Origin of the sequence: Flavobacterium fragile (assembly GCF_023634865.1) — a bacterium.
Taxonomy (GTDB): Bacteria; Bacteroidota; Bacteroidia; order Flavobacteriales; family Flavobacteriaceae; genus Flavobacterium; species Flavobacterium fragile.
Window position 1 is genome coordinate 252,539 of sequence record NZ_JAMLJN010000003.1, and the last position, 19,780, is coordinate 272,318.

At 31.4% G+C, this 19,780-nt stretch carries 14 protein-coding genes; 10 read left to right on the forward strand and 4 right to left on the reverse strand.

The window, feature by feature from the left end:
- The first annotated feature begins 10 nt into the window (after window positions 1-10).
- On the forward strand, window positions 11-1,465 hold the full coding sequence (locus NAT47_RS05630) for an oligosaccharide flippase family protein (RefSeq protein ID WP_250581274.1): 1,455 nt from the start codon (window positions 11-13) through the stop codon (window positions 1,463-1,465).
- Here the strand turns inward: NAT47_RS05630 and NAT47_RS05635 are convergent.
- Window positions 1,462-2,340 carry a glycosyltransferase gene (locus tag NAT47_RS05635; RefSeq protein WP_250581276.1) on the reverse strand — a complete coding sequence of 293 codons (879 nt, stop codon included), beginning with the start codon at window positions 2,338-2,340 and terminating at the stop codon, window positions 1,462-1,464. The genes NAT47_RS05630 and NAT47_RS05635 overlap by 4 nt on opposite strands.
- Window positions 2,341-2,393: 53 nt before the next feature.
- Between NAT47_RS05635 and NAT47_RS05640 the strand changes: the two genes are divergently transcribed.
- A complete protein-coding gene (locus NAT47_RS05640; RefSeq protein WP_250581278.1) occupies window positions 2,394-3,464 on the forward strand; it encodes a glycosyltransferase in 1,071 nt (356 codons plus the stop codon).
- On the forward strand, window positions 3,454-3,849 hold the full coding sequence (locus tag NAT47_RS05645; protein ID WP_250581280.1) for a sugar 3,4-ketoisomerase: 396 nt from the start codon (window positions 3,454-3,456) through the stop codon (window positions 3,847-3,849). The genes NAT47_RS05640 and NAT47_RS05645 overlap by 11 nt, the downstream gene beginning before the upstream one ends.
- On the opposite strand, the gene NAT47_RS05650 is transcribed toward NAT47_RS05645, so the two are convergent.
- The 3 genes from NAT47_RS05650 to NAT47_RS05660 are packed head-to-tail and all read right to left on the reverse strand — an operon-like array spanning window position 3,829 to window position 6,554.
- On the reverse strand, window positions 3,829-4,986 hold the full coding sequence (locus NAT47_RS05650; RefSeq protein WP_250581282.1) for a glycosyltransferase family 4 protein: 1,158 nt from the start codon (window positions 4,984-4,986) through the stop codon (window positions 3,829-3,831). The two genes, NAT47_RS05645 and NAT47_RS05650, sit on opposite strands and share 21 nt — an antisense overlap.
- Complete coding sequence (locus NAT47_RS05655) at window positions 4,983-5,870, reverse strand: glycosyltransferase family 2 protein (RefSeq protein WP_250581284.1); 888 nt, start codon at window positions 5,868-5,870, stop codon at window positions 4,983-4,985. The genes NAT47_RS05650 and NAT47_RS05655 overlap by 4 nt, the downstream gene beginning before the upstream one ends.
- Complete coding sequence (locus NAT47_RS05660) at window positions 5,871-6,554, reverse strand: cell division ATP-binding protein FtsE (RefSeq protein ID WP_250581286.1); 684 nt, start codon at window positions 6,552-6,554, stop codon at window positions 5,871-5,873. It abuts the gene before it with no gap.
- A gap of 188 nt (window positions 6,555-6,742) precedes the next feature.
- Between NAT47_RS05660 and NAT47_RS05665 the strand changes: the two genes are divergently transcribed.
- The 7 genes from NAT47_RS05665 (at window position 6,743) to secDF (ending at window position 19,746) form a co-directional block, all read left to right on the forward strand.
- Window positions 6,743-9,754 carry a tetratricopeptide repeat protein gene (locus NAT47_RS05665; protein WP_250581293.1) on the forward strand — a complete coding sequence of 1,004 codons (3,012 nt, stop codon included), beginning with the start codon at window positions 6,743-6,745 and terminating at the stop codon, window positions 9,752-9,754.
- 59 nt (window positions 9,755-9,813) lie between these two features.
- Complete coding sequence (locus NAT47_RS05670) at window positions 9,814-11,580, forward strand: porin family protein (protein ID WP_250581295.1); 1,767 nt, start codon at window positions 9,814-9,816, stop codon at window positions 11,578-11,580.
- 73 nt (window positions 11,581-11,653) lie between these two features.
- Window positions 11,654-12,103 (forward strand): GreA/GreB family elongation factor, encoded by a 450-nt coding sequence (locus NAT47_RS05675; RefSeq protein ID WP_250581302.1) that lies wholly within the window; start codon window positions 11,654-11,656, stop codon window positions 12,101-12,103.
- Window positions 12,104-12,638: 535 nt separating this feature from the next.
- A complete protein-coding gene (gene gyrB, locus NAT47_RS05680) occupies window positions 12,639-14,579 on the forward strand; it encodes a DNA topoisomerase (ATP-hydrolyzing) subunit B (RefSeq protein WP_250581353.1) in 1,941 nt (646 codons plus the stop codon).
- On the forward strand, window positions 14,572-15,579 hold the full coding sequence (locus NAT47_RS05685) for a DUF6588 family protein (RefSeq protein ID WP_250581304.1): 1,008 nt from the start codon (window positions 14,572-14,574) through the stop codon (window positions 15,577-15,579). The genes gyrB and NAT47_RS05685 overlap by 8 nt, the downstream gene beginning before the upstream one ends.
- Window positions 15,580-15,604: 25 nt before the next feature.
- Window positions 15,605-16,537, forward strand: a complete 933-nt coding sequence (gene mdh, locus NAT47_RS05690; protein WP_250581306.1) for a malate dehydrogenase — start codon at window positions 15,605-15,607, stop codon at window positions 16,535-16,537.
- 284 nt (window positions 16,538-16,821) lie between these two features.
- The gene (secDF, locus tag NAT47_RS05695) at window positions 16,822-19,746 is read left to right on the forward strand and encodes a protein translocase subunit SecDF (RefSeq protein ID WP_250581314.1); all 2,925 of its coding nucleotides are present in this window, start codon (window positions 16,822-16,824) and stop codon (window positions 19,744-19,746) included.
- The last annotated feature ends 34 nt before the right edge of the window (window positions 19,747-19,780 follow it).

Here is a 19,780-nt window from a genome sequence, read left to right on the forward strand (position 1 = left end):
AATTGTTTGTATGCAAGACAAAAATTTTCATTTTTCCATTTTAAAAAGCACCGGAATTTTTGGTGTTTCTCATGTTGTGAAAATAGTTGCGAAAGTTATTGTTAATAAGTTTGCTGCTCTGTTTTTAGGAACTGTTGGTGTTGGAATTATAGGATTGGTTGAAAATTTATTGAGTGTTTTGTACGGTTTTGTCAACTTTGGAATTCCGGCGAGTAGTGTACGTGAAATTGCATTATTAACAAATGAATCAGATACGAATTCCAATAATGAAAATCGTAAAATTAAGATTATTCAATATTGGTCTATTTTTTCAGGGATTCTAGGTGGAATTTTATTTGCAGTTGTTTCCTATTTTTTCTTTAATGATTTTTACCCCGAAGAAGCTTCTTTTTTTTGGTTTTCAACATTAGCATTATATTTTTTGTTTTTCTCATTATTCTCGGCTAAAATGGCCATTCTTCAAGGGAAGAGAGAGTTGAAAAAAATGGTTGTAATTCAAGTTTGGAGTGCCATTTTTCAGATGGTTTCGGGATTGTTTTGCTATTATTTTTTTGGAATTAATGGCATAGCATTAGCAATTTTATTTTCAGCAATTTTTTCTTATGTGATTCTTTACTTTTACACGCGAGGTAACAATGTAAGCTCAATAAAAATTTCATTAGAGCAAGTCTTTTTTGAAGGATTACCTATGGTTAAATTAGGTTTGATATTGTCAATTGGAGCTTTAATAAATCAAATTGCATATTACATTATTCGTGTTTTTTTAAAGGATTTTTTGTCTTTAGAAGCTTTGGGTATTTTTCAGGTTAGTCAGACCATTTTAATTGGTTATTTGAGTTTAATTTTTGTGGTAATGTCTAATAGTTTTTATCCTCAATTATGTAATTTAGAAGGTGATAAATCTACTTTTGAAAAATATATCAATCAGCAAACACAATTTGCACTTTTTCTTGTAGTACCTATGGTTTTAGGAATGTATTTGTTTGCACCACAAATTGTTACTATTTTATATTCGACAGAATTCCTTGACGTACTTTTGATCTTGAAAATAGCGCTGTTTGGATTGATTTTAAAAACTATTGCTTGGCCAATTGGATTCATTTCACTGGTTAAAGGTAACAGAAAATTGTTTTTTAAACAAAATCTTGTAAGTGATTTTATAAATGTAATAAGTTCGGTTATATTGACTTATTATTTTGGATTAATTGGATTGGGAATTGGATTTAGTATGATGTTTTTTCTTTCTCTTGGCTATAATTTTTACACCGTTTCTAAAAACTATCAATTTCAATTTTCAAACGAGACAGTGTACATTATTTTGTTTTCAATTCTATCGGGATTGATAGCTTTATTTTCATTGTTTTGGTTTGAAATGTCTTACGAAAATCCAATAATTTTACTTACTTTTTTAATCTCAGTAGGATTCTCATTTTTAAAATTAAAAAGCAAACTCAAAAAGGCTTAGAAAACCGATTTATATTTCGTTTTTAAACCTAAAATAAGCAATTGGAATAATAGTAAATATTCTTTTGATTTCAGAAACTTATAAAACTCAAATCGAATTCTTCCCAACAAAGCTTTATACTCGTCTTTGGTTTGGTTTAAAACATATGCTTTTTTTAAAATAGCTAAAGAAGATTCATGCAAGCGCTTGGTTTTTTTATTGTTTCGTTGTGTGAAAAAAGCACTTAATGAAGTAGAAAGTTCTCTTTTTTTAACCAAAAAATCAGGAATGTATTCAAATTCATAAACTCTTGAAGCTCTTACCCACAAATCTAAATCTTCGTAAGCCAAATTTTCATCATAATAACCTAACTTTTCAAAAACTGATTTTTTAACCATAGAAGAAACAGAACAAATTTTAGTTGTTCTTCCAATCACCATTTTGTAGATATTTCCACTTTCTGGATGGTCTTCCTCCGTGTAATAATTTCTTATAGAATTTCCGTTTTTATCGATTTCGATTAAATTTCCATATACAATTCCTAAGTTTTCATACTTTGAATTTTGGAAAGTTGTTACTTGTTTTTCAATACAATTGGGTAATAAAACATCATCAGCTGCTAAATCGATAATGAATTCGCCTTTTGCTTTTTTTGCTAATTGATTGAAGGTTTTTGTGTTGCCTAAATTCTTTTCGTTAGCCGAAAAATAGACATTTGGATGATGTTGCAACCAATCTTGAATTACTCCAACCGAATGGTCTGAACTACAATCATCCGCAATTAACAATTCAATATTCGAATAGGTTTGATTAATTACAGAATTTAAGGCTTCCACTACGTAAGCTTCGTGATTATACGATAAACAAATAACACTAACTAGCGGAAAATTTTGCATATTGGGTTTTTAAATCTATTTTTATGCTAAATTAAGAAACTAATCGAATCGAAATGACAAACCACTCAAAAAAACAACTAAAAGTAGCCGTAGTTGGTTATAAATTGGCTGAAGGTGGTTTGGAACGCGTTTTTGGAACAACAACAAAAATGCTTCACGATGTAGGAATTGAAGTTTATACAATAGTTTTAGAAGACAAAATTGAATTCGAATTTGCAGGAAAATTAGTTTCGTTTGGGAAGTATTCGAAATTTATTAAATACTTTAAACTCCGAAAGTATCTAAAAAATCAAAAATTTGATTACGTAATCGATTTTCGTCATCGCATTAATCCAAAAATGGAATGGATATTTTTACATTTTATTTATCGAAATGTCAAAACGATTTACACCATTCATAGTAGTAAATTAGAAAATTATTTAACCGAAAATAAATGGATTGCAAAGAAAATACTTCAAAAAGCGTATAAAGTTGTTGCCGTTTCAAACGGTGTTAAACAAAAGATAGAAATTGAGTTTAAAAACAGCGCAATTGAAGTAATTCCGAATTCATTTGATTTTAAAACACCTTCCAATTCTGAAATTTTGTCTTTCAAATATGTAATTGCCGTTGGAAGATTAGTTAAACTAAAACAATTTGATAAATTAATTGAGAGTTATTCCAAGTCTCATTTACCTGAAAAAAATATCCATTTGGTAATTTTAGGAACGGGAGAAGAACTAGCTAATTTAGAAAAAAAGATTTCCGATTTCAATTTACAAGCTGTCGTTCATCTTTTAGGTTTCAAAGAAAATGTTTATGATTATATTTCAAAAGCAAAGTTTTTGGTTTTATCAAGTCAGTACGAAGGGTTTTCAATGGTTATTTTAGAGGCTTTAAATTTGGGAATTCCAATAATTTCATTTGATTGTGAAAGTGGTCCAAACGAAATGATCATCAATCATCACAATGGAATTTTAGTAGAAAATCAGAATTTTACTGAATTAACTCATAAATTGAATATCTTTGTTGAAGACGAGGTTTTGTATCAAAATTGTAAATCTAATGCGATTTCAAGCGTTGCAAAATTTCAGTCAGAAGTTGTGGTAAAGCAATGGTTACATATTTTAAAAAATGGAAATTAAAATCATAAATATCCCAAAAATAGAAGATCCGAGAGGTAATTTATCCGTTATCGAAAAGGAAGTTGTGCCGTTTGAAATTAAACGTGTTTATTATTTGTACGATGTTCCAGCAGGAGCTGAACGCGGTGGTCATTCGCATAAAGAACAAAAAGAGTTTTTGATAGCATTATCAGGTAGTTTTGATGTGATTCTAAATGACGGAAAAGTTGAAAAATTAGTTACTTTAAATAAACCTTTTGAAGGCTTGTTAATTACCAATGGAATTTGGCGTGAACTGAAAAACTTTTCTTCAGGAGCGGTTTGTTTGGTGGTAGCTTCAGATGTGTTTGAAGAAGTAGATTATATTAGAGATTTTGATGATTTTTTAGCGATTTCTAATCAATAAATCTTCGTAAACACTTACCAAATCTTCAAAATGTTTTGAAAACGTTTTGGCAGCTAAATAATTTGGAATGTTCCTTTCTAGTTCTGTTTTTAAATTTGAATTGGAAAGCAGTTCAATTATTTTTTCTTCTAACTCTTTTGGATTTTTGTAGGAATACGTTAGTCCAACATTATGTTGCTCAATTTCATTCTTAATCCCAACTAAATCACTTGTAATTACCGTTTTTCCAAAAGCAAGACTTTCTAAAATGACATTTCCATATGCTTCTAAATATTCACTCGGAACCACTGAAAATTTCGAATTAGCATAAATATCTTGCAATTCTTTACGGGATTTATTTCCTAAAAATAAAACGTTTTTCAGTTGGTTATTTTTTGCAAAGTTTTGAAGTCCTTCTAATTGACTTCCTTTGCCAACAATCCATAATTGTTCTTTTGGGAATTGTTTAGAAATATTCTGAAACGTTTTTAATAAGGTTAAAACTCCTTTTTCAGGAACCAATCGGCCTACAAACAAAATATAATTTCCTTCTGTTTTTGAATTTTGAATTTGTTCAATTAGTATTGGATTAGGTAGCGTTTTTCCTTCTTTTTGAAAATGATTGGAAATAAATTGCGTTAAATTTTCTGATGGCGTCAAAAAGAAATTTATATATTTTTTGATGATACTTTTATGGTGCGATTGCTTTAAATACAACAACGAATCAAATAAAATATTTCGTTTTGGTTGATGATTTAATATGCATTCCAAAGCACTTTCATGTGTGTGAAGTACGTCGTTTTTATCATTCAACATATAATTTTTCGGACAGATGTAATAGTAATCACGAAAAGAAAAAACAATTGCAATTCCTTTAGATTTAGCAAATTCCATAAAATGCGGCGTAACTGGCGCACCTATACTGTGACAATGAATGATATCGGGTTGGAAACTTTGAATTTCTCGTATAATTTCCTGCGTGATGGTTTTATGATAGAATTTTTCAACCCAATTGGTTTTTATCTTATCCTTTCCAAACCATTTGAAGATGTAATCAGAATTGTTTTTTTCGGCATACTGAATCAATTCATGCAAATAGTATTCGACTCCGCCAACGCGATTTTCACTATTAAAATTATTGATTATCAGTATTTTCATCCAATATAAATTTTACTAAAATAAGTCAATCGAAACACATTAAAAACAAACAATGATGGACTATTTCCTTTAAGTTGATTCTCTATAAATTTCCCGAAAACCGAATACAAAACCGCTAATAAATATGTGATTTTAAAAGTATGTAACTTAGAAACTAAGTTAACCATTTTGCTGTATTCTTTTGTAATTAGTTGTTTTTTATAGAGTAAAAATAAATTGTCTAACGAGTTTTTAGTTTTTTCAACATAAACAGCATTCGTGTCAATATCATCATGTTGAACAGGATTATGAATGTGTCTAACTTTAGCGTTCATTTTTTGAAGTTCGAATGAAAAAAGTGTGTCATCATGACCGTATTTTTTAAACGAACTGTCAAATTTAATGCGATTAAAAACCGATTTTTTTATCAAAGTATTATTGAACAAAGTAGCTCGGTACTCATTTTTATTTCTTTGGTCGACTGTTTGGTCTTCCATGAATTTGCCATATTTCCAGCGTAGTAATTGTTGTTTTGAAGGCGCTTTTTCAGCATGAATTCTCCCGCCATAAACTACTTCATAATCAGGAATTTGGTCTATGTAGTTTTTTATAAAATTTGGAAAAGGTAAAACACAATCACCATCTAAAATCAATAAATTTTCATATTTCGATTGGCTAACTAAAATGTTTTTGTTTTCACGATAACCTACATTTTTCTCTAAAGAAACATAACTGCAATTAGATAGCAAATTTATTTTTTCGTTCTCAACATTATAAATCGAATGGGAAGCATCGTCTTGCGTTAAAATTTCAAAATCGATCCCTAAATCAAGGCATTGTTGATGAATTTCTTTTACTAATGGTAAAAGATTGTAATGGTATATCGTTATTAAAACCGATAACATTTACACTGTTCTTTGAACTACTTCAAACATTTTTCCACCTTCAAACTTTAATGTTTTAGTAGGATATTTTAAAACCAAGGCGTAATCGTGAGTCGCCATTAAAATGGTTTTCCCATTTTCATTGATTTTTCTTAGTACTTCCATAACTTCCACGCTAGTTTGTGGGTCAAGATTTCCTGTAGGTTCGTCTGCTAAAATCAATTCAGGATCATTTAATAAAGCTCTGGCAATACCTACGCGCTGTTGTTCTCCTCCAGATAATTGGTGTGGCATTTTATGAGCAAAACCTTTCATCCCAACTTTATCCAGAACTTCTTCAATTTTAACATCCATTTCTTCTTGTTCTGACCAACCTGTTGCTTTTAAAACAAACAAAAGATTTTCTTTTACACTTCGGTCAGAAAGTAATTTAAAATCTTGGAAAACAACTCCTAATTTTCTTCTTAAATATGGAATGTCATTTTCTTTTAATGTTCTTAAATCGTAATCAACCACACTGCCTTCTCCTTCAGTTAAAGTTAAATCGGCATAAAGTGTCTTAAGGAAACTACTTTTACCTGATCCGGTTCTACCAATTAAATAAATAAACTCTCCATGTTTCACATCGATATTCACATCGGTTAAAACAGGATTTTTATCTTGATAAATCGTTACATTTTTTAAGGATAGAACTGATTGCGACATATATAAATTGGATTTTAAAATGTAAAAGTAATAACTTAAACTTCCGATTCAAAATTTTAAACCAAATTCGGTAAAAATTATTGTATTTGGTTAAAAACTATGTTCAAAAATTGTACAATAATATGTTAAGAACCTTCGTTAATACTTACAATAAGCCTTATATTTGGAACTTATAAATAACGAATCACATGATAAAGTATTTAAAACTTTCTTTTTTAATGGTGTTCTTTTCAGGAACACTTTTAGCCCAACAATCTTCTGTATACACGCACGAATTAACCGAGTTTAATCGCGCAGTAGAATTGTACAAAGACAAGCAATATCAAGCAGCCCAAATTCTATTCGACAAAGTAAAATCGAAAACCGATAATATGGAAGTAGCATCGGATTGTGCTTACTATATTGCCAATTGTGCGATTCGTTTGGATCAAATGGGAGCTGATGTTTTGGTAGAAAGTTTTGTAGAAGATTATCCGACGAGTACGAAAACAAATCAAGCATATATTGAAGTAGCGCATTACTATTTTGATCAAGGAAATTATCCAAAATCATTAGAATGGTTCGATAAAGCAGATTCGAATAATATGTCGCTAGCCGAAAGAGAAAAGTATAATTTCCAGAAAGGGTATGCGTATTTCACGGCTAAAAACACAAAAGAAGCTACAAAATACTTCAATCAAGTAGTGAATTCGAAGACTTTTGGAAGTCAGGCGAAATATTATTTAGGTTACATGTCGTATGAAACCGATGATTACAAAAGTGCAAATCAATATTTTGAGCAGGTTTCTGACCAAGATAAATACAAAGAAAAAATGGGTTATTTTCAAGCTGATATGAATTTCAAACTTGGAAATTTCCAAAAGGCTATCGATTTAGGTTTAGAACAAATGCCAAAATCGAAAGGAGAAGAGAAAAGTGAATTGTCGAAAATCATAGGAGAAAGTTATTTCAACCTAAAACAATACGACAAAGCACTTCCTTATTTATTGGCTTATAATGGTAAAAAAGGAAAATGGACCAATACCGATTTTTACCAATTAGGTTACACGTATTACCAACAAAAAGATTACGAAAACGCAATTTCACAATTCAATAAAATCATTGGTGGAAATGATGGTGTTGCCCAAAACGCCTACTATCATTTAGCAGAAAGTTATTTGAAAACTGATAAAAAGCAACAAGCATTAAATGCATTCAAAACAGCTTCTGAAATGGAATTTGATTTAAAAATTCAAGAAGATGCGTATTTGAATTATGCAAAATTAAGTTACGAAATCGGAAATCCATACAAATCGGTTCCGGAAGTCATGAATGCTTATTTGGCAAAATATCCAAATACTCCGTATAAATCGGAAATTAATACGTTATTGATTAGTTCGTATATCACTTCAAAAAATTATAAAGAAGCATTAGTTTTATTGGAAAAAAATAAATCTCCAGAAAACAAATTAGCGTATCAAAAAGTAACGTTTTACAGAGGTTTAGAATTGTACACCGATGGCGATTACAAAGGGGCTTATGCTTTATTTAAAAAATCGTTAGCCGAAAATAAAGATGCGAAATTCACCGCAAGAGCTACTTTTTGGAAAGCTGAAACTGAATATAATTTAGATCAATTTGAAGAAGCAAAATTAAGTTTCAAACAGTTTTTAAATTCATCAGAGGCTTCAAATACGCCTGAATTTAAGAATGCGAATTACAACTTAGCGTATTCGTATTTCAAGTTGAAAGAATATGAGAATGCGATTCAATATTTCGATGCTTACACCAAATTTTCTAAAGATGACAGAGTTCGTTTAACGGATGCGTATTTGAGATTAGGTGATTGTAATTTCATGGCAGCAAAATATTGGCCAGCAATGGATGCGTACAACAAAGCTATCGATATGAAAAGTGTTGATGCTGATTACGCAGCGTTCCAAAAAGGAATTAGTTACGGATTTGTAAGCAAACCAGATCGTAAAATTGAAGATTTAGAGAAATTCTCAAAAACGTTTCCTAATTCGCAATATGCAGATGATGCTTTGTATGAATTAGGAAATACTTACGTGAATCAAAACCAAAACGAAAAAGGAATTACCACTTACGATAGATTAATCAATGGTTATAAATCGAGTTCATATGTAGCAAAAGCGATTTTAAAGCAAGGTTTGATTTACTATAATTCGAACAAAGAAGATTTAGCGTTAACGAAATTCAAAAAAGTAGTAGCCGAATATCCAAATTCACCCGAATCAATTGAAGCGGTTTCAACAGCGCGTTTGATTTATGTAGATAAAGGTCAAGTGGATGAATATGCGGCTTGGGTAAAAACCTTGTCGTTTGTAGAAGTTTCAGATGCTGATTTAGATAATGATACTTACGAATCTGCCGAAAAACAATACTTACAAAACAACACCAAACAAGCGATTTCAGGATTTTCAAGTTATGTAAGTAAATTTCCAAACGGATTGCATGCATTAAAAGCGAATTTCTATTTAGCACAATTGTATTTTGCGGATAATTTGGAAGTAAATTCAGTGAAACATTATGAATTTGTTGTTTCAAAACCAAGAAGCGAATTTACGGAGCAAGCCTTAGCACGTTTGTGTCAAGTACATTTGAAAGCTAAGAATTATGATAATGCAATTCCGGTTTTAAAACGTTTGGAAACAGAAGCTGATTTTCCACAAAACATTACTTATGCGCAATCTAATTTGATGAAATCGTACTACGAAAAACAAGATTTCACTAATGCCGTTATTTATGCCGATAAAGTGTTGAAAAACGACAAAATCGACGATAGAATTAAGAGTGATGCTCAAATTATTGTAGCGCGTTCTGCAATCAAAACAAATGACGAAGCTAAAGCGAAAGAAGCGTATGCTAAATTGCAAAAAATCGCAAAAGGAGAATTAGCAGCCGAAGCTTTGTATTACGATGCGTATTTCAAAAACAAAGAAGGCAAGTTTGAACCATCAAATGTTGTGGTACAAAAAATTGCTAAAGATTACTCTGGATATAAATATTTTGGAGCGAAGAGTTTGGTAATTATGGCGAAAAACTTCTACGGATTAAAAGATAGTTTCCAAGCAACTTACATTTTAGAAAGTGTAATTGAAAACTTCCAAGAATATAAAGATGTAATCGAAGAAGCTCAAAAAGAATTGGATTTCATCAAAGGAGAAGAAGCAAAACGTAATTCATCCATCACAAATTAATAATCATATTTCATTGTCATACTGAACATATTTCAGTATCTCATTTAAAAATATAGAACATGAAGAAATTAAATATAATCGCCATAGTTTTAGTCGTATTCGGAATCCAATTTTCTTTTGCCCAAGTAAAAGATGAAAACATTGGTTCAGAAGTGGTAAACATTGTCAAACCTTATACACCCACTATTTCAGATGCTTTCAAAGTAAAAGAAACACCTGTTTTGGAGGACGAAGCAGAACAAAAAAAGGAACCAATTCAATACAACATTTTTTCGTTTCCAGTAGCTTCCACATTTACGCCAGCAAAAGGGAAAGCTGCAGGAGTAGATAAAACAGAAAAAGAAAAATTATACAACAATTACGCAACTTTAGGTTTCGGAAATTACCCAACCATCAATGCGGAATTATTCATTACACAAAACTTAAGTAGAACTAGTTATGTGGGTGGAATGTTGCGTCATTTGTCGTCTCAAGGCGGAATTAAAGATTTGGTTTTAGATGATAAATATGCCAATACTAGCTTAGATGTAACGTACGGAGTGCGTGAGCGCGATATGAGTTGGAATGTAGATTTAGGTGTAAAAAATCAAATATATAATTGGTATGGTTTACCAAATTATTCCATTTTTACAGAATCTGTAGTTAATAGTATCGATTCGAAACAAACTTATAATACCATTGTTTTAGGCGGAAAAATGAGTATCAAAGATGGTGTTTTCAGAGATGCTAGCATGCAATTCAAACGTTTTTCTGATGGATTTGATTCTGGAGAAAATCGATTTTTCATTAAGCCTAATTTTGATTTCGATGTGATGAATCAAAAAGTAAAGGCAGATTTTGTAGTGGATTATGTTGGTGGAAGTTTTGAAAGACGTATAGACGTTATCAATTCACCCTTTACATATTCTTCTTTAAATTTTGGTATGAGTCCAAGTATTTTATACCAGAAAGATGATTTGTCAGTTCAATTTGGAGCGAGTATTTTCTATTCTATTTACAAAAGAGATGTTATTGGAGAATCAAAAGATAAAAAAAGTATTTATATTTATCCCAATATTAAAGCTTCATATAAGTTAGTAGGTGATATTTTGGTAGCCTATGCTGGAGCAGAAGGAGGTTTAGAGCAAAATTCGTATGCTGATTTCGTAGATCAAAATCCATTCGTGTCACCCACATTATTCATTGCTCCAACCGACAATCAATTTGATATTTATATTGGCTTGAAAGGTAAATTAGCGAATTCAGTGGCTTTCAACGTGAGAGCTTCGAATAAAAATCAAGCTAATAGAGCTTTATTTTTGAATAATAGATTTGATGTTATATCAACAAATACAGAAGGTTATGCTTACGGAAATTCATTCGGAGTGGTGTATGACGATTTAAACACGCTAAGTATTTTCGGGGAATTAAAAGCTGATTTCTCTAAAAATGTAACTTTCGGAATCAATGGAACCTACAACAATTATTCAACCGATACACAAGCAGAAGCGTGGAACTTACCACAATTAAAAATTGGTTCAACCGTAGATTTTGATATCAACGAAAAATGGTATGCAGGAGCGAATGTATTTTTCGTTGGCGAAAGAAAAGATTTAATTTCCATTCAAGAGGATTTAACAATTAATCCTGGAACTTTCAATACAACAGAAGTAACTTTAGATAGTTATTTTGATTTGAATGCGCACGTAGGCTATAAATACAACGCAAGATTAACTGCTTTCTTAAAAGGAAACAACTTAGCCAATCAACAATACAACCGTTGGGCAAATTTCCCAGTACAAGGAATTCAGGTGTTGTTGGGCGCTAATTACAAGTTTGATTTTTAATATTTAACCATAAAGTGCAAAAAGTTTAAATTCTTATTGTTTAACTAGTATTCTTTGTAGTTAATTTTTAATCATGACAATTAAACAAAAAATAAAACAACAACATTTATTGTTATTACAAGACAAGATCGATGTGTATCAAGATATGATATCAGGTTTGTCTGATGATGCGCAAAACGATGCAAAAGGTTCGGCTGGAGATAAGCATGAAACTGCTTTGTCGATGATGCATTTAGAACAAGAAAAATTGACTAATAAATTAAAAGAATCTATAGTTTTTAAAGAAATTATCGAAAAGATAGATGTTTCAAAAAATGTTTCTACTGTTACCTTAGGAAGTTATGTGAAAGTTAATTCGATGCAATTATTTGTCAGTGCCGCGTTGCCAAAAATTACTATTGATGGTGTAACTATTTTATCAATTTCACCACAATCGCCTTTAGGGAGTGAATTAATGGGAAAAAAGCCTTTGGATGTTATTGTTGTAAATGGAAATTCCTTTACCATACATGAAGTGCTCTGATTGTTAATGCAATACTCTCAAACCACTCAATCGAGTGGTTTTTATATTGTTTTCTACCCAAATAAGCTTGTTATTTTAAATTTTTGATCTTAACCAACGGGTAGTAAAAGTTTATTCCGCAGGTATTTTTCATAAGAAAGTGCCACACAATAGATTCTTAAATGGATTTTAAAATGGCAAGAAAAAAAAATATATGAAAGTGGAAAAGTATATGCTGCTTGCATTAACGTAGATGTATAAATTTCAAGTTAACTGACTGAAATATGACGAAAATTTTTGAAAATTCATGATTTTGTTAAAATAAAAACCCTTTTTAAATTCGTTTTAAAGTATTTTTTTAGTTTTTTTTATTTTTGCTGTATTGAAAAAATATCAAAAAACTGAAATAAGGCACTTTTTATTCGATTTAAGCGATTTTCATTTAAAATTAACAAATGTTGATAACTTAAGGGGTTAATCTTGTAGTTCTTCTATGCCCTTTTTTTCTATTTCCTTATATTTGTGAATACAAAACATGTTATTTATACATAATATTATGAGCGAAGAAAATAAAAAAAGTAATTATTCGGCGGATAGTATTCAGGCGTTAGAAGGAATGGAGCACGTAAGAATGCGTCCGTCCATGTATATTGGTGATACAGGTGTTCGTGGATTACACCATTTGGTTTATGAAGTTGTAGATAACTCAATCGATGAGGCTTTAGCGGGACATTGTGATACTATTCATGTGGCAATTAATGAAGATAATTCTATTTCTGTTGAAGATAACGGACGTGGGATTCCAGTTGATATTCACAAAAAAGAAGGGGTTTCTGCTCTTGAGGTTGTAATGACTAAAATTGGAGCAGGAGGTAAGTTTGATAAAGATTCGTATAAAGTTTCTGGAGGTCTTCACGGAGTTGGTGTTTCGTGTGTTAATGCACTTTCAGATCATTTGAGAGCAACGGTTCATAGAGAAGGTAAAATCTACGAACAAGAATACGAAAAAGGAAAAGCACTATATCCTGTAAAGCAAATTGGTACTACTGAAAAGAGAGGTACAATTGTTACTTTCAAACCTGATGGAACTATTTTTACGCAAACATTAGAGTATTCTTACGATACGTTAGCGGCTCGTTTACGTGAACTTTCTTTTTTGAATAAAGGAATTACTATCACTTTAACTGACAAACGTGATATTGATGATAAAGGGCAACCAAGATCCGAAACTTTTCATTCTCAAGAAGGTTTAAAAGAATTTGTTAAGTTTTTAGATGGCAATCGCGTACCAATTATTGGTCACGTAATTTCAATGGAAAACGAAAAAGGCGAAATTCCAGTTGAGGTGGCTTTGATTTATAACGAAAGTTATACAGAGAACATTTTTTCTTACGTAAATAATATTAATACTCACGAAGGAGGAACACACTTACAAGGTTTCCGAATGGGATTAACTCGTACGTTGAAAAAATATGCAGATGCTTCTGGATTGTTAGATAAATTGAAGTTTGAAATTTCAGGAGATGACTTCCGTGAAGGTTTAACGGCTATTATTTCGGTAAAAGTACAAGAGCCACAATTTGAAGGTCAAACGAAAACTAAACTTGGAAATAGAGAAGTGGTTTCTCCAGTTTCACAAGCGGTTGCGGAAATGCTTGAAAATTATTTGGAAGAAAATCCAAACGATGCTAAAATCATTGTTCAAAAAGTAATTTTAGCAGCTCAGGCTCGTCATGCAGCTAAGAAAGCTCGTGAAATGGTGCAACGTAAAACCGTAATGGGCGGTGGAGGTTTACCAGGTAAACTATCTGATTGTTCAGAGCAAGATCCAGCAAGATGCGAGATTTTCCTTGTAGAGGGAGATTCGGCAGGAGGAACTGCAAAGCAAGGTCGTGATAGAGCGTTTCAAGCAATTTTACCATTACGAGGTAAGATTTTGAACGTAGAAAAAGCGATGCAACATAAGGTGTTTGAAAACGAAGAAATTCGTAATATTTTTACTGCATTAGGAGTAACTGTTGGAACGGAAGAAGATAGTAAAGCTTTAAATTTAAGTAAATTAAGATACCACAAAGTAGTGATAATGTGTGATGCCGATGTCGATGGTTCTCACATTGCTACTTTGATTTTAACATTCTTCTTTAGATATATGAAAGAGTTAATCGAGAACGGACACGTTTACATTGCAACTCCTCCTTTATATATGGTTAAGAAAGGAAATAAAAAAGAATACGCTTGGAATGATGATCAACGTGATTTAGCTAACGAAAGAATGGGTGGAAGTGCTGCAATTCAACGTTACAAAGGTCTTGGGGAGATGAATGCTGAGCAGTTATGGGAAACCACTATGAATCCTGAATTCAGAACATTGCGTCAAGTAACAATCGATAGTTTGTCAGAAGCAGATAGAATCTTCTCTATGTTAATGGGTGATGAAGTACCGCCTCGTAGAGAATTTATTGAGAAAAACGCTGCTTACGCTAAAATTGATGCGTAATATAGTTTTCATATTAGGATTGATTATGGCTTTCTTTTTTACGCAGAAAAGTAAGGCTCAATCCTCTCAAGAAATAGAACAAATAGGGTATCTGTTGTCAGATGCCCTTTTGTATTCAGAGAAATACATAATTCCAGCAACTGATGCTGCCGTCTACCAAGCTTCTTCTACTTGGATTACATCTCCAAAAAAGCAAAAGTTATGGAGTGTGAATTTAGGTTTGCATACAAATGTGTTTTTTGTTCCCAAATCAGATAGAAGTTTTCAGATTCAAAATCAAGATTTTCAGTTTTTTCAAATTGAAAACGGGACATCAGCTATAGTTCCAACGGCATTAGGAAATGGAAGTTATGTGTATTTGATTGGAAATTTAGGAGGTGATCAAGTGCGTTTAAAAACTCCAAAGGGTATTGATCAGGAAGCAATAGCTTATCCTTATTTACAAGGAAGTGTTGGATTGCCTTATGGCTTTGAATTTATTGCCAGATATTCATCAAAAGTAAAACTGAAGAAAGGGGATTATCAGGTGTATGGTTTAGGTTTGAAACATAATTTTAGCCATTATTTTCCAAAAGTTGAAGCTAAAAAGATAAATCTTTCAGTTGCAGCAATTTATTCTAAAGAAGATATTAGTTTTGATTTTTTAGATATTAATACTGCTTATGGAAATTTAGGAATCAACAACTTAAATAGTTTGGTAGATACCTATCATTTTCAATTGAATGCTTCTAAAGAGTTTGATCGTTTTGAGATAATCGGTAATTTGATAGTGAATAGTAGTTCTTTTGAGTATTTGGTAAAAGGAGAGCGCGGAGCTATTGAAGATGTAATTCCTGTACAAGAGGTGATTAATGGACTTTTAAAGCGAATTTCAAGAGATAAAACTAATATTTTGGGAGAAATTTCGGGTAGATATCAAATAAGCAAAATTTATCTGCAAAGTTCAATTGCTTTTGGTAAATTTGTAAATGGAAATATTGGAGTTCAATATCAATTTTAATTAACAATTTTATATACACAACAAAATGAAAGTAACAATAGTTGGTGCGGGTAACGTTGGCGCAACATGTGCAGATGTTATTTCGTACAGAGGAATTGCAAGCGAAGTAGTATTAGTAGACATTAAAGAAGGTTTTGCTGAAGGTAAAGCTATGGATATTATGCAATGTGCTACAACAACTGTATTCAACACACAATTAAGCGGAACAACTGGAGATTATTCAAAGACTGCGGGAAGTGATGTGGTAGTAATTACATCAGGAATTCCAAGAAAACCAGGAATGACTCGTGAAGAATTAATCGGAATTAATGCAGGAATCGTAAAATCGGTTGCAGACAATGTTTTAACACATTCACCAAACGCAATTATCGTAGTTGTGTCAAATCCAATGGATACAATGACGTATTTAACATTAAAAGCTACTGGATTACCTAAAAATAGAGTAATTGGAATGGGTGGAGCTTTAGATAGTTCTCGTTTCAAATATTTCTTATCTAAAGCCTTAGACAAACCGGCTAATGATGTTCAAGGTATGGTAATTGGAGGTCACGGTGATACTACAATGATTCCTTTAACTCGTTTAGCATCTTACAATGGAGTGCCAGTTTCTAATTTCTTATCTCAAGCTGAGTTAGACAAAGTTGCTGCTGATACTATGGTAGGTGGAGCTACTTTGACAGGTTTATTGGGAACTTCTGCTTGGTATGCGCCAGGAGCTTCTGTAGCGTATTTAGTGGATAGTATCTTAAACGATCAAAAACGTATGATTCCGTGTTCAGTTTTACTAGAAGGTGAGTATGGACAAGAAGATATTTGTATGGGAGTTCCTTGTATTATAGGTAAAAATGGTGTTGAAAAAATTGTTGATGTACAGTTAAATGATGCTGAAAAAGCATTATTTGCTAAAAGTGCAGAAGCAGTTCGAAATATGAATGCTGATTTGAAATCAGTTTTATAATTGTTTAAATGGTAAATTTAAAACCGTCAAGAAATTGGCGGTTTTTTTTATTTTACGGCTCTTTATTTCTAAAATTTAAGATTTTAATCAATATTTTATTATTTTTTAGTACACAAAATTAATTTTTTTTTATCATGTAACTTATTCATTCTTAGTGCAGATTAAAATTTTATACAAATGCATTTACAAAAAGAATTTTTAATTTTAAAATAAAATTGCTAAATCCTATTCTAAATTATATATTTGTCCGTTTTTATAAAATAGAATAAATAAATTTTAGACTAATGCAGAATAGAGGACTTATTAAATTTTTCGCAATTATTTTTGCTGTAGTGTGTATCTACCAGCTTTCTTTTACTTTTGTTGCAAGCGGTATCGAAGAAGATGCAAAAGCGTTTGCAAAAGGAGATTCTAAAAAAGAAATTGCATATTTAGATTCAATTGCTAAAGAAAAAGTATTTCTTGGTCACACATTTGAAGATGTTAGACAGAATCAATTAAACAAAGGTCTTGACTTAGAAGGAGGAATTAACGTTATTCTTCAAATTTCGGTTAAAGATATTTTGAAAGGTTTAGCGAATGACACTAAAAATCCTGCTTTTAACAAAGCACTTTCAGATGCAAAATTAAATCAACAAGGAAATCAAGATTACATTGATGCTTTTTTTATTGAAGCAAATAAAGCGAATATCAAATTAGCAGCAGCAGATGTTTTTGGTAACAAAAACTTAGATGATGTTATTAAATTTGATATGACGAACAAACAAGTTGAGTCTATCATTAAAACCAAAACACAAGAATCTGTTCAAAGTGCTTTTGAAGTATTAAGAAAACGTATTGATCAATTTGGAGTTACTCAACCAAACATTCAAATGTTAGGGAACTCAGGAAGAATTCTAGTTGAATTACCTGGTGCTAAAGATGTAGATCGTATTAAAAAATTATTACAAGGTACAGCTCAATTAGAATTTTGGGAGACATACAAAATTGAAGAAGTTGGCCAATATTTAATGTCTGTTGAAGAAGCATTAAAGAAAACTGAAGTTGTTGCAAAAGCTACTCCAACTAAAACTACAGGAATCGATTCATTATTAACAGATAAAGCCGATACAACTGCTGCGAAGAACAGTCCATTCTTAGGTAAAATGGTAGCTCCTGGTCAACAAGGCGCCCCTCATATAGGTACTTTTAGAATTAAAGATACTGCTGTTATTAATGCTTACTTTAAAAGAGCAGATATTAAAGCACTATTGCCAGCAAATTTGGCTAACGTAAAATTTGTGTGGGGTAAAACTAATGCAAAAACTCCTGAATTTACAGATTTATATGCTTTAAAAGGGACTAGAGATAACGTAGCTCCTTTGAGTGGAGGTGTTATAGTTGATGCAAAAGATACTTTTGACCAATTTGGTAAACCAGCTGTTTCTATGCAAATGAACGGTAATGGGGCTAGAAAATGGGAGCAAATTACAGGCGCTGTTTCTCAAGAAGGAAACGCTATTGCGATTGTTTTGGATGACGTAGTTTATTCTGCACCAGGTGTAAGTAAAGGTGCTATTACAGGTGGTCAATCTGAAATTTCTGGTAATTTTACAATCGATGAAACTAAAGACTTAGCCAACGTTTTAAGAGCTGGTAAACTTCCTGCTGCTGCTGAAATTATTCAGTCTGCAGAAGTTGGACCATCATTAGGTCAAAAGGCAATTGACGCAGGTATTATCTCTTCTGTAGTTGCTTTCTTATTAGTTTGTTTTTGGATGGTATTCTATTATGGTAGAGCGGGTTGGTATGCAAACGTTGCTTTATTATTAAATGTGTTATTCTTGTTTGGTGTTATGGCAAGTTTTGGTTTTGTTTTAACATTACCAGGTATTGCAGGTATTGTATTAACATTAGGTACTGCAGTAGATGCTAACATCATTATTTATGAAAGAGCCAAAGAAGAACTAAGATTAGGTAAATCATTAGAAGAAGTTACTAAATTATCTTATGGTTGGAAAGGTGCAATGCGTTCTATTGTAGATGCTAACGTTACTCATATTTTAACTGGTATTATATTATTTGTTTTTGGTACTGGACCTATTCAAGGTTTTGCCTTAACATTGTTAATTGGTATTTTAACTTCTTTATTTACTTCAATTTTTATTGCTAGAATTTTTATTGACAGAGATATTGCGAAAAACAAGCAATTAAGTTTTACTACCCCATTAACCAAAAATTGGTTTACGAAGTTTAATTTAGATTATATAAAATCAAAAAAATATGCTTACGTTTTTTCTTCAATTGTAGTTATCGTGAGTGTGGCTTCTCTTTTTGTAAATGGATTAGATGAAGGAACTGATTTTGTTGGAGGTAGAACATATCAAATAAAGTTTGAGAAACCTGTAGAGTCTTCAGTTGTATCAGAAGAACTTTCAAGTGAATTTGGAATTCCAGTAGAAGCAAAAGTTTTTGGTGATGGTAATCAATTAAAGATTACAACTAAATATAAAATTAAAGAAGAAGGTTTAGAAGTAGATAAAGAGGTAAATGAAAAGTTATTTAATGCTTTAAAAAAATACTTCAATGAGGGTATAACTTATGAAAAATTCATTAATCTTTATCCAGGTAAAGTTCATGGAGTTTTATATGGTTCAAAGGTAAGTCCAACCATTTCTGCAGATATTAAAACAAATTCTTTTTGGGCAGTAATTGGAGCAATGATTGTTGTAGGTTTATATCTTGTTGTTTCTTTCCGTAAGTGGCAATATTCATTAGGAGCTATTGCTGCAGTATTACATGACGTTATCTTTGTAATTGGTATTTATTCATTATGTTATAAATTCATGCCTTTCCATATGGAAATGGATCAGCACTTTATTGCTGCAATCTTAACTGTTATTGGTTATTCTATGAATGACACCGTAATTGTATTTGATAGAATTCGTGAGTTTATTGCTGGGAAAACAAAAGGTGATTTCTATAAAATTGTTAACGACTCAGTAAATACTACAATGTCTAGAACTATCAATACATCTTTAACTATGATTATGGTATTATTAATCATGTTCGTTTTTGGAGGTGAGTCTATTCGTGGTTTCATATTTGCGATGTTAATTGGTATTGGAGTTGGAACTTATTCATCTTTATTCCTAGCTACACCAATTTTAGTTGACACTATGCCTAAAGCAGATAGAGAAGAAATTGAAAGATTACATGAGCAATCTTAATTTGCTATTTTTTTAGATACAAAGCTGTTCAGAA

Excerpts from the sequence above, each read along its gene's own strand:
- NAT47_RS05660 (WP_250581286.1), bottom strand. The coding sequence starts at position 6,554 with ATGTCGCAATCAGTTCTATCCTTAAAAAATGTAACGATTTATCAAGAT.
- NAT47_RS05675 (WP_250581302.1), top strand. The coding sequence starts at position 11,654 with ATGACAATTAAACAAAAAATAAAACAACAACATTTATTGTTATTACAA.
- NAT47_RS05655 (WP_250581284.1), bottom strand. The coding sequence starts at position 5,870 with ATGTTATCGGTTTTAATAACGATATACCATTACAATCTTTTACCATTA.
- NAT47_RS05645 (WP_250581280.1), top strand. The coding sequence starts at position 3,454 with ATGGAAATTAAAATCATAAATATCCCAAAAATAGAAGATCCGAGAGGT.
- NAT47_RS05665 (WP_250581293.1), top strand. The coding sequence starts at position 6,743 with ATGATAAAGTATTTAAAACTTTCTTTTTTAATGGTGTTCTTTTCAGGA.
- NAT47_RS05640 (WP_250581278.1), top strand. The coding sequence starts at position 2,394 with ATGACAAACCACTCAAAAAAACAACTAAAAGTAGCCGTAGTTGGTTAT.
- gyrB (WP_250581353.1), top strand. The coding sequence starts at position 12,639 with ATGAGCGAAGAAAATAAAAAAAGTAATTATTCGGCGGATAGTATTCAG.
- mdh (WP_250581306.1), top strand. The coding sequence starts at position 15,605 with ATGAAAGTAACAATAGTTGGTGCGGGTAACGTTGGCGCAACATGTGCA.
- NAT47_RS05670 (WP_250581295.1), top strand. The coding sequence starts at position 9,814 with ATGAAGAAATTAAATATAATCGCCATAGTTTTAGTCGTATTCGGAATC.
- NAT47_RS05635 (WP_250581276.1), bottom strand. The coding sequence starts at position 2,340 with ATGCAAAATTTTCCGCTAGTTAGTGTTATTTGTTTATCGTATAATCAC.
- NAT47_RS05650 (WP_250581282.1), bottom strand. The coding sequence starts at position 4,986 with ATGAAAATACTGATAATCAATAATTTTAATAGTGAAAATCGCGTTGGC.
- NAT47_RS05630 (WP_250581274.1), top strand. The coding sequence starts at position 11 with ATGCAAGACAAAAATTTTCATTTTTCCATTTTAAAAAGCACCGGAATT.
- NAT47_RS05685 (WP_250581304.1), top strand. The coding sequence starts at position 14,572 with ATGCGTAATATAGTTTTCATATTAGGATTGATTATGGCTTTCTTTTTT.
- secDF (WP_250581314.1), top strand. The coding sequence starts at position 16,822 with ATGCAGAATAGAGGACTTATTAAATTTTTCGCAATTATTTTTGCTGTA.